This is a genomic window from Amycolatopsis sp. NPDC004772 (genome assembly GCF_053601215.1).
The window spans coordinates 1-16,210 of the sequence record NZ_JBSGBK010000075.1; the positions used below are offsets into that span (position 1 = coordinate 1).

Here is a 16,210-nt window from a genome sequence, read left to right on the forward strand (position 1 = left end):
TGCCGGTCGCCCGGGCGTGCGCGGCGCCCCGCGCCGCCACCCCCCGCGCCGGGCGGGCGGGGCGCCGGGGGGAGTGCGACCTCGCGCTCGCCGGCGGCGCGACCGTGATGTCCACCCCGGCGACCTTCGTCGAGTTCAGCCGGCAGCGCGGCCTGGCCTCCGACGGCCGGTGCAAGGCGTTCGCCGACGCGGCCGACGGCACCGGCTGGGGCGAGGGCGCCGGGCTCGTGCTCCTGGAGCGGCTGTCGGACGCCCGCCGCAACGGTCACCGGGTCCTCGCGCTCGTCCGCGGCTCGGCCGTGAACTCCGACGGCGCCTCCAACGGCCTGACCGCGCCGAACGGTCCGTCCCAGCAGCGGGTCATCCGCGCCGCGCTGGCCGACGCCGGTCTGTCCACTTCGGACGTCGACGCGGTCGAGGCGCACGGCACGGGCACCAAACTGGGCGACCCGATCGAGGCTCAGGCCCTGCTCGCCACCTACGGTCAGAACCGTGAAACGCCGCTGTGGCTGGGTTCGGTGAAGTCCAACATCGGCCACACCCAGGCCGCCGCGGGCATCGCCGGGGTCATCAAGATGGTCCTGGCCATGCAGCACGGCGTTCTCCCGCGGACCCTGCACATCGACGCTCCTTCGTCCCAAGTGGACTGGTCGGCGGGCGCGGTGGAGCTGCTCACCGAGCCGCGCGAGTGGGTGGCCGACCGGCCGCGCCGGGCGGGCGTGTCGGCGTTCGGCGTCAGCGGCACCAACGCCCACGTGGTCCTCGAAGCGGGCGAGCCCGAGCCGGCGTCCTCGGCGTCGCGGGAACTCACCGTCTGGCCGCTGTCGGCGAAGGACGAGCAAACCTTGCACGAGCAGGCCCGACGCCTCCGCGCCGCGGTCGCCGACGACGCTTCGGCGGGCGAGGTCGGTCGCACCCTGGCCACCGGCCGGGCGGCCCTGGAACACCGGGCCGTCGTCGTCGGCGACCGCGACCAGCTCCTGGCCGGGCTGGCGGACCTGGACAACGCCGTGCGCGGCACCGCCGTCCCCGGCGGCCGGCTGGCCGTGCTGTTCACTGGCCAGGGCGCCCAGCGCGCCGGGATGGGCCGCGAGCTCTACGACCGCTTCCCGGTGTTCGCCGACGCCTTCGACGCCGTGTGCGCCGAGTTCGACGCCCTGCTCGACGCACCCCTGCGCGAGATCGTCTTCGACGGTGGCGACCGCCTCGACCGGACCGGCTACACGCAGCCCGCGTTGTTCGCCGTCGAGGTCGCGCTGTACCGGCTCGTGACGGCGTGGGGCGTGCGCCCGGACTTCGTCGCGGGACACTCGATCGGCGAACTCGTCGCCGCCCACGTGGCCGGTGTCCTGACACTCGAAGACGCCTGCACGCTGGTCGCCGCCCGGGCGTCGCTGATGCAGGCCCTGCCCGCCGGTGGGGCGATGGTCTCGATCGCCGCGCCCGAGGCCGACATCCCCCTCGACGAGCGCGTCGCCATCGCGGCGGTGAACGGTCCCGAGTCGGTCGTGATCTCCGGTGACGAGACCGCGGTCCTCGAAATCGCCGCCCGATTCCCGAAGACCAAGCGGCTGACCGTGAGCCACGCGTTCCACTCGCCGTTGCTGGATCCGATGCTCGACGAGTTCCGCGCGGTGGCGGAGACCCTCACGTACCACCCGGCGGAGATACCGGTGCTCTCGAATGTGAGCGGTGCTCTCGCCGAACCGTTCACCGCCGGCTACTGGGTGCGGCACGTGCGCGAAACCGTCCGGTTCGCCGACGGCATCGCGACCCTCGAAGCCGCGGGCGCGACGGTTTTCCTCGAGCTGGGACCCGACGCGGTGCTGAGCGCGATGGTCGGCGGCACGGCGATCCCCGCGTTGCGACGCGACCGCTCTGAAACGAGAGCACTGCTCACAGCGGTGAGCACTGCTCACGTCCGCGGGGTGGACGTCGACTGGGCCGCGTTCTTCCCGCCGGCCCGCCCGGTCGACCTCCCCACGTATCCCTTCCGGCGGCAGCGGTTCTGGCCGGAGACCGGGCCGGCCGCCGCGCCGGTGTCCGAAGTGGACGCCGAGTTCTGGAAGGCCGTCGAAGGCGAGGACCTGGAATCCCTGGGGACGCTGCTCGGCTTGGACGGCGACCAGCGTGCCGCCATCGCCTCCGCCCTCCCGGCGTTGTCCGGCTGGCGGCGGGAAACAGGCGCGGCCGCGGACTCGTGGCGCTACCGCGTCGTCTGGCGCAAGCTGCGTGAGGAAGGCGCGGCGGTCTCCGGCGACTGGCTGTTCGTCCTGCCGGAAACCCTCGACGACCCGACCACGGTGACGGCGGTCGCGGGTGCCTTCGCGACGTCCGGGGCGCGGCCCCTGGTCGTCCGCGTCCCCGAGGACGCCGACCGCATCACGGTCGCCAAACTGGTCGAAGCCAAGCTCGCGGAAGAAGCCTCGACGCCGGTGGGCGCGCTGTCCCTGCTCGCGTTCGCGACCGGCGCGCCGGCGTCGGCGGTGGCGGCCGGGCTCCCGCAAACCTTAGCCCTCGTCCAAGGGCTCGGCGACGCCGGCGTCACCGCGCCGCTGTGGTGCGCCACCCGCGGCGCGGTCGCGACGGCGGACAGCGAGCCCGTCGCGGACCCGGCCCAGGCCCAGTTCTGGGGCTTCGGCCGGACGGTCGCGGTGGAACACCCCAACCGCTGGGGCGGCCTGGTCGACCTGCCGGAAACCCTGACCACCGAGGACGGCGAGCGGCTGTGCGCGGTTCTCGCCGCCGGCGGCGAAGACGAAGTCGCCGTCAGAACCGGAAGAGTCTTCGCCCGCCGTCTCGTCCGCGACACCGGCGCGAATCTACAGTGGACACCGAGCGGCACGGTCCTCGTCACCGGCGGCACCGGGGCCCTCGGCGGGCACGTCACCCGGTGGCTCCTGGACCACGGCGCCGAGCACGTCGTCGTGGCCGGCCGTCGCGGCGGCGAAGCGCCGGACGACCGCGTGACGGTGGTCGCCTGCGACGTCGCCGACCGGGACGCGGTCGCCGCCCTCCTGGCCGAGCACCCGGTGACGGCGGTGGTGCACGCGGCGGGCGTCCTCGACGACGGCGTCGTCGACACCCTGACCGGCGACCGGTTCGCCGAGGTCCTGCGGGCCAAGGTGACCGGCGCCCGGATCCTCGACGAGCTGACCGGCGACCTCGACGCTTTCGTCCTGTTCTCGTCGCTCGCCGGCACGGTCGGCGCCGCGGGGCAGGCCAACTACGCGGCCGCCAACGCCGAACTGGACGCGCTCGCCCAGCGTCGCCGGGCGACCGGCCGCGCAGGCGTGTCGATCGCCTGGGGCCCGTGGGCGGGCGAGGGCATGGCCGCCGAAAACGCGGACCGGATGCGGCGCGCCGGGGTCACCCCGCTGCCCGCGGGCGGTGCCGCGGCGGTGCTCGGCCGGATCGCGCGGTCGCAGGTCGTCGCCGACGTCGACTGGGACACCTATCCCGCGACCCGGCCGTTCTTCGCCGAGCTGGCCCCGGCGGCTCCGGTCGTGGCCGCGCGGCCCGAAAACCTCGGCGACCGCCTGGCCGGGATGCCGGCGGCCGACGCCGGTGGCCTGGTCCTCGAGATCGTCCGCGAGCACGTCGCCGCGGTGCTCGGCCACGGCCGGGCCGGCGACGTCGCCCCGGACCGGGCGTTCAGCGAAACCGGCTTCACGTCCCTGACCGCGGTCGAACTGCGGAACCGCCTGGACCGCCTCACCGGGCTGAACCTGCCCGCGACGCTTGTCTTCGACCACCCGTCACCGTCCGCGCTGGCCCGGCACCTGACCGCCGAACTGCGGGAGGACGAGCCCGGCGTCGACGGCCTGCTCGACGAACTGAGCCGCGTCGGCGCCGCCCTCGGCGAGGCCGACCGGGCGCGCGTCGCGGAACGGCTGCGGCTGCTCACCGCGGGCTGGGCGGGCGAATCGGCCGCCCCGAGCCTCGAATCCGCCAGCGACGAGGAGATGTTCGACCTCCTCGGCAAAGAGTTCGGCATCTCCTGACCCGGCGCCCGCGACCTACGGAGTGAGAAGACCATGGACAACGAGGAGAAGCTCCGCTACTTCCTCAAGCGGGTCACGGCCGATCTGCAGGACACCCGCCGCCGGCTCGAGGAGGCGCAGGCCACCGAGCCGGTCGCGATCGTCGGCCTCGGCTGCCGGTTCCCGGGCGGCGTCCGCACCCCGGCGCAGCTGTGGGACCTGGTCGAAGGCGGCCGCGACGCGATCTCCGGCTTCCCCGAGGACCGCGGCTGGGACCTCGGCTCGCTCTACGACCCGGACCCGGAGGCGCCCGGGACGTCGTACGTGCGCGAAGGCGGCTTCCTCGACGGCGTCGCGGACTTCGACGCCGGCTTCTTCGGCATCTCCCCGCGCGAAGCCCTGGCCATGGACCCCCAGCAGCGGCTGCTGCTGGAGACGTCCTGGGAGGCCCTGGAACACGCGGGCATCCGGCCGCCGTCGCTGAAAGGCAGCCGGACGGGGGTCTTCGTCGGCTCCAACGGCCAGGACTACGGCACCCTCATGCTCGGCTCGGCCGAGGCCCTCGAAGGCCACCTCGCGACGAGCAGCGCCGCGAGTGTCCTTTCCGGACGCGTCGCCTACGCGTTCGGGCTGGAGGGGCCGACGCTCACCGTCGACACGGCGTGCTCGTCGTCGCTGGTCGCGCTGCACCTGGCCGTGCAGGCGCTGCGGCAGGGGGAATGCGACCTCGCGCTCGCCGGCGGCGTCACCGTGCTGCCGACGCCGGGGTCGTTCATCGCGTTCAGCCGGCTGCGCGGCCTGGCCCCGGACGGCCGCTGCAAGGCGTTCGCCGAATCCGCCGACGGCACCTCGTGGGGCGAGGGCAGCGGCGTGGTCGTCGTGGAACGGCTGTCGGACGCGCGCCGCCACGGCCACCCGGTCCTGGCCGTCGTGCGCGGTTCGGCGGTGAACTCCGATGGCGCGTCGAACGGCTTGACCGCGCCCAACGGTCCTTCGCAGCAACGGGTGATCCGGGCGGCACTGGCTGACGCCGGTCTGTCCACTTCGGACGTCGACGTGGTCGAAGCGCACGGCACCGGCACGACGCTGGGCGACCCGATCGAAGCCCAGGCGCTGCTCGCGACGTACGGCCAGGACCGGGAAACGCCGTTGTGGCTGGGCTCGGTGAAGTCGAACATCGGCCACACCCAGGCGGCGGCCGGTGTGGCCGGGGTGATCAAGATGGTCATGGCGATGCGCCACGGCGTCCTGCCGCCGACCCTGCACGTCGGCGAGCCGTCGTCGCGGGTGAACTGGTCGGCGGGGTCGGTCGAGCTGCTCACCGAGCGCCGCGCCTGGCCGTCGGACCGGCCGCGCCGGGCCGCCGTCTCCGCGTTCGGCATGAGCGGCACCAACGTGCACACCATCCTGGAACAGGCCGAGGACCTTCCGGCCGCCGGACCCGACGAGCCCGGCCGGATCGTGCCCTGGGCGCTGTCGGCCCGGTCCCCGGAAGCCCTGCGCGCGCAGGCCGCCGTGCTCACCGACGTCAAGGCGCCGATCGGCGACGTCGGGCTGTCCCTGGCGACCACGCGGTCCGCGTTCGACCACCGCGCGGTGGTCGTCGGCGACCGCGACGGCCTGTCCGCCGGGCTCGCGGCGCTGGCCGGCGACGTCCCGGCTCCCGCCGTCGTCAAGGGGACGGCCGCGGCGGGCAAGGTCGCGATGGTGTTCCCCGGCCAAGGCTCCCAGTGGGCCGGGATGGCCGTCGACCTCCTCGCCGAGGCTCCGGTGTTCGCCGCGCGGATGGCCGAATGCGCGGACGCGCTGAGGTCCTTTGTGGACTGGGACTTGACCGACGTCATCCGGGACGCCGTGTTGCTGGAGCGCGTCGACGTCGTGCAGCCCGCGTTGTTCGCGGTGATGGTTTCGCTCGCCGAACTCTGGCGCTCGTACGGGGTCGAGCCCGCCGCCGTCGTCGGGCACTCGCAAGGTGAGATCGCCGCCGCCGTCGTCTCGGGCGCACTGTCCCTTGAGGATGGTGCTCGCGTGGTTGCGTTGCGCAGCCAGGCGATTCTGGCCCTGGCCGGCGAGGGCGGCATGGTGTCGATCGCCGAATCCGCCGACGCCGTGGCCGCCCGGATCGCGCCGTGGGGCGAGCGGTTGTCGATCGCCGCGATCAACGGCCCGTCCGCGGTGGTCGTCTCCGGGACACCGGACGCACTCGACGAGCTGATCGTGTCCTGCACCGACGTCCGCGCGAAGCGGGTTCCCGTCGACTACGCGTCCCATTCCCCGCAGGTGGAACGGATCCGCGAGCGACTCCTCGACGTCCTGGCCCCGGTCCGGCCGCGACCCGCCACGACCGGGTTCTTCTCCACGGTCACCGGGGCGTGGCTCGACGGCACCGAGCTGGACGCCGGATACTGGTACACCAACCTCCGCCGTCCGGTCCGGCTCGACGCCGCCGTGGCCGCGCTGACGGACCAGGGCTTCCGCACCTTCGTCGAAGCGTCGCCGCATCCGGTGCTGACCATGGCGATCGGCGGCGACGAGGTGACCGCGCTCGGCTCGCTGCGCCGCGACGAAGGCGGCCTCGCCCGGTTCCACACCTCGCTGGCCGAGGCCTGGGTGCACGGCGTCGACGTCCGCTGGGACGACGCGTTCCCCGGCGCCCGCCGCACCGAACTGCCGGCCTACGCCTTCCAGCACGAACGCTACTGGCCGCGGCTGGTCCCCGGCGGCGACGCGAGCGGCCTCGGCCTGGCCCCGGCCGGGCACCCGCTGCTCGGCGCGGTCGTGTCCCTCGCCGGCTCGGGCGGCACGGTCCTCACCGGCAAGCTCGCGCTGTCGAGCCTGCCGTGGCTGGCCGACCACCGCGTGGGCGGGGAAGTCCTGCTCCCGGGCACGGCGTTCGTCGAGCTCGCCCTGCGCGCCGGCGACCAGGCCGGCCGCCGCACCCTCGACGAGCTGACCCTGGAGACGCCGCTGGTCCTGCCCGCGCAGGGCGGCGTGCACGTCCAGGTCACGGTGGGGGAGGACGGCGACCTCGCGATCCACTCCCGCCCGGACGAGTTCACCCCGTGGACCCGGCACGCGACCGGCCTCCTGGCCGACGCCGCTCCCGCCGTCGAGCCGCTCGACGCCTGGCCGCCCGCCGGAGCCTCGCCGGCCGACCTCGCCGGCTTCTACCCGGCCATGGCCGCCACCGGCGTCGACTACGGCCCCGCCTTCCGCGGCCTGCGCGCGGTGTGGACCCGCGGCTCCGACGTCTTCGCCGAGGTCGAACTGCCCGAAGCGCTGCGGGCCGAGGCGGGCCGGTTCGGGCTGCACCCGGCGCTGCTCGACGCGGCCCTGCACGCGGCCGGGTTCGGCGCCCTGGCCGCAGCGGACGCGCCGCGGTTGCCGTTCGCGTGGAGCGGCGTTTCCCTGACCGCGACCGGCGCGACCGTCCTGCGGGTGGCGCTGACTTCGGTGGCCGGCGACGCCGTTGCGCTGACCCTGGCCGACGAAAGCGGCGCGCCGGTCGGTGTGGTCCGTTCGCTGGCCCTGCGGACCCCGGCCCGGACCGGCACCACCCCGGACGCGCTCTTCGAGGTCACCTGGCCCGAGCTCCCCACCACCGAGCTGACCGGCGAGTTCACCGTGTTCCGGGTCCCGGACGGCCCGGTGCGGGACGTGACCGCGACGGTCCTCGAACGGCTCCAGGAGTGGCTCGACGCCGAAGGACTCCTGGTCCTGCACACCACGGGCGCCGTCTCGGTCGGCGGCGAAGACGTCACCGGCCTCGCCGCCGCGGCCGTGACCGGTCTGGTGCGCTCGGCCCAGGCCGAGAACCCCGGCCGGTTCGTGCTCGTCGAGGCCGACGACGTCCCGGCCGAACTGCCGGCCGGCGAGCCCCAGCTGGCCCTGCGCGCGGGGACGTGGCACGTGCCCCGGCTGGCTCGAGCGTCCACTTCGGACGGAACGCCGGACTGGGGTGACGGCGCGGTGCTGATCACCGGCGCGTCCGGCCTGCTCGGCGGCCTCGTCGCCCGGCACCTGGTCACCCACCACGGCGTCCGGCGGCTCCTGCTGCTGTCCCGCCGCGAACCCACACGGCTCGCCGGCGAACTCACCGCGCTCGGGGCCACCGCCACGGCCGTCGCCTGCGACGTCGCCGACCGCGCGCACCTGGCGGCGGTCCTGGCCGAGCACCCCGTGTCGGCGGTCGTGCACGCGGCCGGGGTGCTGGACGACGGCGTCGTCGAATCCCTCACCCCGGAGCGCCTCGAAGCGGTCCTGCGGCCCAAGGCCGAGGCGGCGCTCAACCTCCACGAACTCACCTCGGACCTCTCCGCGTTCGTCCTGTTCTCCTCCTTCGCCGCCACCATGGGCGGCGCGGGTCAGGCCAATTACGCCGCCGCGAACGCCTTTCTCGACGCGCTCGCCCAGCACCGCCGCGCCCACGGCCTGCCCGCCGTCTCGCTGGCCTGGGGGCTCTGGGCCGAAGCCAGCTCGATGACCGGCCACCTCGCCGACGGCGACCGCCACCGGATGGCCGGCGCGGGCATGACCCCCCTGGACACCGACCTCGGCCTGGCGTTGTTCGACCGGGCCGTCGCCGCGGACCGGGCCGTGCTCGCGCCGGTCCGGCTCGAACTCGCGGCGCTGCGCCGTCAGGAGGGGACACCCGCCCTGCTCCACGGCCTGCTGCCCCCGGCCCGGCGGCAGGTCACGGCGGCGGCCGCGAAGTCGTCGTTTGCCGAGCGGCTGGCCGGGCTCGGCGCGGACGACCGCGTCCGGCAGGTCCTCGACCTCGTCCGCGGGCTCGTCGCGGGGGTGCTCGGGTACGCCTCGGGCAGCGCGGTCGAACCGGCGCGCGCGTTCAAGGAACTCGGCTTCGACTCGCTGACCGCCCTGGAACTGCGCAACCGCCTGGCCGCCGAGACCGGGCTGCGGCTGCCGGCGACGCTCGTCTTCGACCACCCGACCCCGCAGGCGCTCACCCGGTACGTCGTCGAGCGGGTGTCCGGCGAGGCCGCGCCCGTGGTGGTGCGGGAGCGCCGGGTGGACGGCGACCGAATCGTCGTCGTCGGCATCGGCTGCCGCTACCCCGGCGGGGTCCGGAGCCCGGAGGACCTGTGGGACCTCGTCGCCGCGGGCCGTGACGCGGTCGGCGGCCTCCCGGACGACCGCGGCTGGGACGCCGACGCGCTCTACGACCCCGACCCGGACCACCCCGGCACCAGCTACGCCAAGGAAGGCGCGTTCCTCTACGACGCCGCCGACTTCGACGCGGGCTTCTTCGGCATCTCGCCCCGCGAGGCGCTCGCCATGGACCCGCAGCAACGGCTGCTGCTGGAGACGTCCTGGGAGGCCCTGGAGCGCGCGGGTATCGACCCGGAGTCGTTGCGCGGCAGCCGGACCGGGGTGTTCACCGGCGTGATGTACTCCGACTACGCGTCCCGGCCGCTCGCCGTGCCCGAGGGCGTCGAGGGCTTCCTCGGCACCGGCAGCTCGGCGAGCGTGGTGTCCGGCCGCATCGCGTACACCTTCGGCCTGGAAGGCCCGGCGATCACCGTGGACACGGCGTGTTCGTCGTCACTGGTGGCGCTGCACCTGGCGTGCCAGGCGCTGCGGCAGGGCGAGTGCGACCTCGCGCTGGCGGGCGGCGTGACGGTGCTCTCGACGCCGGGCGTGTTCATCGACTTCAGCCGTCAGCGCGGGCTCGCCGCCGACGGCCGGTGCAAGTCGTTCGCCGACGCGGCCGACGGCACCGGCTGGGGCGAGGGCGCCGGAATCCTGGCGGTGGAACGGCTTTCCGACGCGCGGCGGCTCGGGCACCCGGTGCTCGCAGTGGTCCGCGGCACGGCGGTGAACTCCGACGGCGCGTCGAACGGCCTGACCGCGCCGAACGGCCCGTCGCAACAGCGGGTGATCCGCGCGGCGCTGGCCGGGGCCGGCCTGCAACCGTCCGAAGTGGACGTCGTCGAGGGCCACGGCACCGGCACCACGCTGGGCGACCCGATCGAGGCGCAGGCGATCCTGGCGACCTACGGCCAGGACCGGTCGACGCCGCTGTGGCTCGGCTCGCTGAAGTCGAACATCGGGCACACGCAGGCGGCGGCCGGGGTGGCGGGCGTGATCAAGATGATCATGGCGATGCGGCACGGCGTGCTGCCGCCGACGCTGCACGTCGATGCCCCTTCGTCCCATGTGGACTGGACGGCCGGTGCGGTGGAACTGCTGACCGAGGCGCGCTCCTGGGTTTCCGACCGGCCGCGGCGGGCGGGGGTGTCGTCGTTCGGCGTCAGCGGGACGAACGCGCACGCGATCCTCGAACAAGCGCCTGCCAGGCCGCCGGTGGTGCCCGAGCGCGCCGAAACCGGTGTCCTGCCGTGGGTGGTGTCCGGTCGTGGGGAACCTGCCCTGCGAGCGCAGGCCGCTCGGCTGCTGGACGTCGCCGGGCATCCGGCCGACGTCGGGCTGTCGTTGTCGTCGCGCGGCCGGTTCTCCCACCGGGCCGTGGTCCACGGCAGCAGCGCCGACGAGCTTTCGAGCGGGCTGGCCGCGCTGGTGGGTGGCCGGTCGGCGCCGAACGTCGTCGTGGGCCGCGAACGGCCTGGCCGGCTGGCGGTGCTGTTCACCGGCCAGGGTGCGCAGCGGGCCGGAATGGGTCGTTCGCTGTACGAGCGGTTCCCGGTGTACGCGTCGGCGTTCGACGAGGTCTGCGCGCACTTCCCGAACCTGCCCTTCGACGATGCCGAGCTGCTGAACCGCACGGAGTTCACCCAGCCCGCGCTGTTCGCGGTCGAGGTCGCCCTGTACCGGCTGGTCGAGTCGTTCGGCGTCCGCCCGGATTTCCTGGCCGGGCACTCGATCGGCGAGATCGCCGCGGCGCACGTGGCCGGCGTGCTGTCGCTGTCCGACGCCTGCACGCTGGTCGCCGCCCGGGCGTCGCTGATGCAGGCCCTGCCCGCCGGTGGGGCGATGGTGTCGATCGCCGCCCCGGAGTCCGAGATCGAGGTGGCCGAGGGCGTTTCCATCGCGGCCGTGAACGGCCCGGCGTCGGTGGTCATCTCGGGCGAGGAAGCCGCGGTGCTGGAAATCGCGGCTCGGTTCCCGAAGACCAAGCGGCTCGCGGTGAGCCACGCGTTCCACTCCCCGCTGATGGACCCGATGCTGGCGGAGTTCCGCGCGGTCGCGGAGTCCTTGACGTACCACTCTGCGGAAATACCGGTGCTCTCGAATGTGAGCGGTGCTCTCGCTTCGCCGTTCACCGCCGACTACTGGGTGCGGCACGTGCGTGAGACCGTTCGGTTCGCCGATGCCGTTCGCGCCCTCGAAGCCGAAGGCGTGACGACGTTCCTGGAGCTGGGGCCCGACGGCGTGCTCAGCCCGATGGTCAAGGACATCCTCGGCGAAGATTGCGTCGCTGTTCCGGCGTTGCGACGCGACCGCTCTGAAGAGAGAGCACTGCTCTCGTCGTTGAGCACTGCTCACGTCCACAGGGTCGACGTCGACTGGACGCCGTTCTTTCCCGGCGCTGCCCGGGTTGACCTGCCCACCTACGCCTTCCAGCGGCGGCGCTACTGGCTGGACCTGGTGCTGCCGGAGACGGCGGCCCCTGAAGCGAGCGACGCGCTGGAAACCGAGCCGATCACCGGACGTCTCGCGGAGCTCCCGGCCGCCGACCGCCCGGCGTGGCTCCTGGCGTGGGTTCGGGCGGAGGTCGCGGCGACGCTCGGGCACTCGTCCGTCGAGGCGGTCGAACCGGAGTCCGCGTTCGCCGAACTGGGGTTCACCTCGCTCGGCGTCGTCGAGCTGCGCAACCGGATCAGCGCGGCGACCGGCCTCGAACTGCCCGCCGCGCTGGTCTGGGACTACCCGACGGTCGGGGAGCTGGCCGGGCACCTGCTGGCCAACGTCTCGCTGTCGGCCGAGCCGGGCGGCTCGCTGGGGACGTTGCTCCGGACAGCGCGGGATACCGGCCGCGCGGCCGAGTTCCGGACGTTCCTCGGCGCGGCCGCGCAGTTCCTGCCCGGGTCGCCGTGGACACCCCGGCTCCGGCGGGCGACGACGGGCGCGTCCCGGCCGCTGCTGTTCGCGTTCGGCACGCTGACCGGCTCGACCCGCTGGAGCGAGGACGTCACCGCGCGCTTCGACGGCGTCCGGGAGTCGTGGCTGCTGCCCGCACCGGGCTTCGACGGCGAGACGCCGGCGCCCGCCGACCTGGACACGCTGGTCACGACGGCCGCCGAAGCCATCCGCGCTCAGGCGGACGGCGAACCGTTCGTCGTGCTCGGGTCCGGTTCGGGGGCGCTGCTCGCCGCCGTCGTGGCCGACGCCGCCGGCGCGACCGGTGTCGTGCTCGCCGACCCGGCGGACGTCGAATTCGACGAAGTGCCCGAGACGGCGACGGATGCCGAACTGACGGCCGTCGGTGCCTACCTGCGGCTGTTCGGGACCGCCGTCGCCGAGCCGCGGGTCCCGGTCCTCACCCTGAAAACGGGGGAGGACGTGGCGGACGCGGCCCGGCAGATCCACACCTGGCTGGTGGAGGAGCTGCCCGCCGCGTGCCGATGACCGGGATGATCCGGCGTCATATCTGATGTTTCGTGCACCAGACCTTGACTCCCTGATTGGAAGGAACTTTTACTAACCGGAGGTCCTCCACCTCACCTCCGGGAGCACGCATGTCTTCACTCCGGCGCATCGCGAGCGCGGCCGCCGCGTTCGCGATCGCGGCCAGCGGTCTCGTCCTGGGCTCGCCCACGGCGTCGGCCCTGGAAAACGGCCTGCTGCGCACGCCGCCGATGGGCTTCAACAACTGGAATTCGACGCAGTGCCGCGCCGAGTTCAACGAGACGATGATCAAGGGCATCGCGGACATCTTCGTCAGCAAAGGCCTGAAGGACGCCGGCTACACCTACGTCAACATCGACGACTGCTGGGCGCTGCCGTCGCGCAACTCGGCCGGGAACCTGGTGCCCGATCCGGCGCGGTTCCCCGGCGGCATCAAGGCGCTCGCCGACTACGTGCACGCCAAGGGCCTGAAGTTCGGCATCTACACCAGCGCCGGCACGAAGACCTGCAACACCGCGGGCTTCCCGGGCGCGCTGGGCCACGAACAGCAGGACGCGAACCTGTTCGCCTCATGGGGCGTCGACTACCTGAAGTACGACAACTGCAACAACCAGGGTGCCGACGCGCAGCAGCGCTATAAGGCGATGCGGGACGCGCTCGCGAAGTCCGGCCGCCCGATCGCGTACTCGATCTGCGAGTGGGGGCAGAACAAGCCGTGGACCTGGGCCGCGCCGGTCGGGAACCTGTGGCGCACCACCGGTGACATCTCCGACAAGTGGTCGAGCATGATCGGCAAGGCGCAGACCAACCGCGGCCTCGCCCAGTACGCCGGCCCCGGCCACTGGAACGACCCCGACATGCTCGAGGTCGGCAACGGCGGGATGACCGCGACGGAGTACCGCACGCACTTCAGCCTGTGGGCGATGATGGCGGCGCCGCTGCTGATCGGCAGCGACCTGCGCAAGGTGTCGGACGACAACTTCTCGATCCTGAAGAACACCGACGTCATCGCGCTCGACCAGGACCCGCTGGGCAAGCAGGCGACCGTGCTGAGCGCGAACGCCGGCCTCGTCGTCTACAGCAAAGTCCTCTCGAACGGCGACCGCGCGGTGGCGCTGTCCAACGAAACGGGCGCGACGGCGACGATCAGCACGACGGCGTCCGCGACCGGGATCGGCAGCGCGTCCTCATACACGCTCAAGGACTTGTGGAGCAAGGCGGTGCGGAGCACTTCGGGGGCGATCAGCGCTTCGGTGCCTTCGCACGCGACGGTGCTGTACCGGGTGTCGCGCGCCAGCGGTTCCTCGACGCGCTACGAGGCCGAGTCGGCCGTGCTTTCGACCGGCGGCACGGTGGATTCGAACCACGCGGGCTTCTCCGGTACCGGCTTCGCGAACGGCGCCAATGCGGTCGGCAGCTACGTCGAATGGCAGGTCACGGGCCCGGCCTCGACCCTGACGTTCGGCTACGCGAACGGCACGACGGCCGCGCGCCCGGTGGACATCTCGGTCGACGGCACGGTGGTGGCCGCGGGCGTGCCGTTCCCGACGACGGGTGCGTGGACGACGTGGAGCACGGTGGGGAAGGCGTTGTCGCTGCCGGCGGGCGCGCACACGGTCCGCCTGACCGCGACGACCGCCGACGGCCCGGCCAACCTCGACTACCTGGACGTTTCGCCGTAGCTGGCCTACCTGGTGGAGTGGCGTTCGTCGTAGGACCGGCGAGCCGCTTCGACCTTGCCGAGGTTGCCCGACCACTCGGAGAGCGACGCGAACAGCGGGCCGAGGCTGCGGCCGAGCTCGCTGATCTCGTACTCGACGCGTGGCGGGACCTCGGCGTGGTAGGTGCGGACGACGAGGCCGTCGCGCTCCAGCTGCCGCAGCCGCTGGGTGAGCACCTTCGGGGTGATCGTGGCGATGCGGCGTTCGAGCTCGACGAACCGCTGGCGCCCGTACTCGTTGAGCGCCCACAGGATCGGCGTCGTCCAGCGGCTGAAGACGATGTCGACGACCGGGGCGATCGGGCAGGCCTGCTCGGGTGTGGTCTCGGTCACTTCTGGCGCCTTCGGCCAATACTTTCCTCTAGGTACCTACTATCACTCCGAATGTACCGTCGATCCCATGATCATGGTTGTGGGAGCGACGGGAAATGTCGGAGCGCCGCTGGTGCGGATGCTGGCGGAGGCGGGCGAAGAGGTGACGGCGGTGTCCCGCCGGATCACGTCGGCGCCGCCGGGAGTGGTGGTGCGGCAAGGAGAGCTGGCTTCGGTGTCGTTCGCCGGGGTGTCGGCGGTGTTCGTGATGGTGCCGGGTGCGTTCGTGCCGTTGGACGACGTCCTGGCCCGCGCGAAGGCGGCGGGCGTCCGGCGAGTGGTGGCGCTGTCGTCCCAGGGCGTGGCGACCGGCCGCCACCCGGCGGTGCTGGAGGACTCCGTGCGCCGTTCGGGTCTGGAGTGGACGTTGCTCCGGCCGGGAGCGTTCGCGTCGAACGCGTTGCAGTGGGCGGAAAGCGTCCGCTCCTCGCGGGAGGTGGCGGCCCCGTTCGCGGACGTGGCCCTGCCGGTGGTCGACCCGTCGGACATCGCCGCGGTAGCGGCGGAGGCATTGCGTTCGCAGGGCCACGCGGGCCAGGCGTACGTGTTGACGGGCCCGGCGGCGATCACCCCGCGCGAACAGGCGGCGGCGCTGGCGGACGCGGTAGGCGAGCCGGTGCGGTTCGTTTCGCAGACGCGCGAGGAGGCGCGCTCCCTCATGCTGGGCTTCATGCCACCGGAGGTCGCGGACTCCACTTTGGACATCCTCGGCTCGCCGACGCCCGCGGAGCAGGAGGTGAGCCCGGACGTCGAGCGGGTGCTGGGCCGCCCGGCGAATCCGTTCGCCGACTGGGCGTCGCGCTTCGCGGGGGCGTTCAAGTGACGGAGCTGGCTTACCGTTCGTCGGGCACCGGTGCTCCGGTGGTGCTCCTGCACGGCAACCCGACGTCGTCGCACTTGTGGCGCAACGTCATGCCGTCCCTGCCGGGCCGTCTGCTGGCACCGGACCTGATCGGCATGGGTTCGTCCCCGCGGCCGGACATCGCGTACACCTTCGACGACCACGCCCGCTATCTGGACGCGTGGTTCGACGCCCTGTCGCTGGACGACGTGGTCCTGATCGGCCACGACTGGGGTGGCGCGCTGGCGGCGGACTGGGCGTCCCGGCATCCCTCGCGAGTCCGGGCACTGGCGTTCACGGAAGCGGTGCTGAAGCCGATGACCTGGGAGGAGTTCCCGCCCGCGGGCGCCGAGTTGTTCCGCGCGCTCAAGACGCCGGGCGTGGGCGAGTCGCTCGTCGAGGACTTCCTGCCGCCGGAGTACGCGTTCCAGGACCGCCGCCCGGTTTTGCAGTGGACCCGCTCGATGCCGTTGGGTGGCTCGCCGGCCGCGGTGGTTGCGCGGATCGAGGCGTTCGGCCGGTGACTGCGGACTTCTCCGTCGATTCCCAAGCTGCTGGTGACGTTCGAGCCGGGTTACGACACGATGCTGACGCCGCCGATGGTGGAGTGGTGCGCGTCGACGTTCGCGGCTTTGGAAGTGGTGCGGCGTCCGGAGAAGGCGGGACACCACACGCCCGAGGATCAGCCGGCGGCCTTGGCGGAGACGTTGTCGGCCTGGCTGGCGGGCCTCCTGTCGTAACCCGACG

Annotated in this window: 7 protein-coding genes; 6 read left to right on the forward strand and 1 reads right to left on the reverse strand. The window is 73.3% G+C overall.

The annotated features are described in order from the left end of the window. The 3 genes from ACWEF6_RS32835 to ACWEF6_RS32845 all read left to right on the forward strand — a co-directional run. Positions 1-4,004: type I polyketide synthase (locus tag ACWEF6_RS32835; RefSeq protein ID WP_449686485.1), on the forward strand; the 4,004-nt coding region annotated here is incomplete at its 5' end. 33 nt (positions 4,005-4,037) lie between these two features. Then, entirely contained in the window at positions 4,038-12,530 is an 8,493-nt protein-coding gene (locus tag ACWEF6_RS32840; RefSeq protein ID WP_449686486.1) for an SDR family NAD(P)-dependent oxidoreductase, read from the forward strand. Positions 12,531-12,640: 110 nt separating this feature from the next. Further along, positions 12,641-14,212 carry a carbohydrate-binding protein gene (locus ACWEF6_RS32845; RefSeq protein WP_449686487.1) on the forward strand — a complete coding sequence of 524 codons (1,572 nt, stop codon included), beginning with the start codon at positions 12,641-12,643 and terminating at the stop codon, positions 14,210-14,212. Positions 14,213-14,217: 5 nt separating this feature from the next. On the opposite strand, the gene ACWEF6_RS32850 is transcribed toward ACWEF6_RS32845, so the two are convergent. Beyond that, entirely contained in the window at positions 14,218-14,583 is a 366-nt protein-coding gene (locus tag ACWEF6_RS32850; protein WP_449686488.1) for a winged helix-turn-helix transcriptional regulator, read from the reverse strand. A 67-nt stretch (positions 14,584-14,650) separates the two neighbouring features. On the opposite strand from ACWEF6_RS32850, the gene ACWEF6_RS32855 reads away from it, so the two are divergent. Genes ACWEF6_RS32855 through ACWEF6_RS32865 form a run of 3 tightly spaced genes read left to right on the forward strand, consistent with a single transcriptional unit; the run spans position 14,651 to position 16,203 of the window. Beyond that, positions 14,651-15,445, forward strand: a complete 795-nt coding sequence (locus tag ACWEF6_RS32855) for an NAD(P)H-binding protein (protein WP_449686489.1) — start codon at positions 14,651-14,653, stop codon at positions 15,443-15,445. Next, complete coding sequence (locus ACWEF6_RS32860) at positions 15,442-15,987, forward strand: alpha/beta fold hydrolase (protein ID WP_449686490.1); 546 nt, start codon at positions 15,442-15,444, stop codon at positions 15,985-15,987. The genes ACWEF6_RS32855 and ACWEF6_RS32860 overlap by 4 nt, the downstream gene beginning before the upstream one ends. Positions 15,988-16,020: 33 nt before the next feature. Beyond that, positions 16,021-16,203 carry a hypothetical protein gene (locus ACWEF6_RS32865; RefSeq protein WP_449686491.1) on the forward strand — a complete coding sequence of 61 codons (183 nt, stop codon included), beginning with the start codon at positions 16,021-16,023 and terminating at the stop codon, positions 16,201-16,203. The last annotated feature ends 7 nt before the right edge of the window (positions 16,204-16,210 follow it).

Coding starts and splice junctions, on each gene's coding strand:
- ACWEF6_RS32855 (WP_449686489.1), top strand. CDS start 14,651: ATGATCATGGTTGTGGGAGCGACGGGAAATGTCGGAGCGCCGCTGGTG.
- ACWEF6_RS32845 (WP_449686487.1), top strand. CDS start 12,641: ATGTCTTCACTCCGGCGCATCGCGAGCGCGGCCGCCGCGTTCGCGATC.
- ACWEF6_RS32840 (WP_449686486.1), top strand. CDS start 4,038: ATGGACAACGAGGAGAAGCTCCGCTACTTCCTCAAGCGGGTCACGGCC.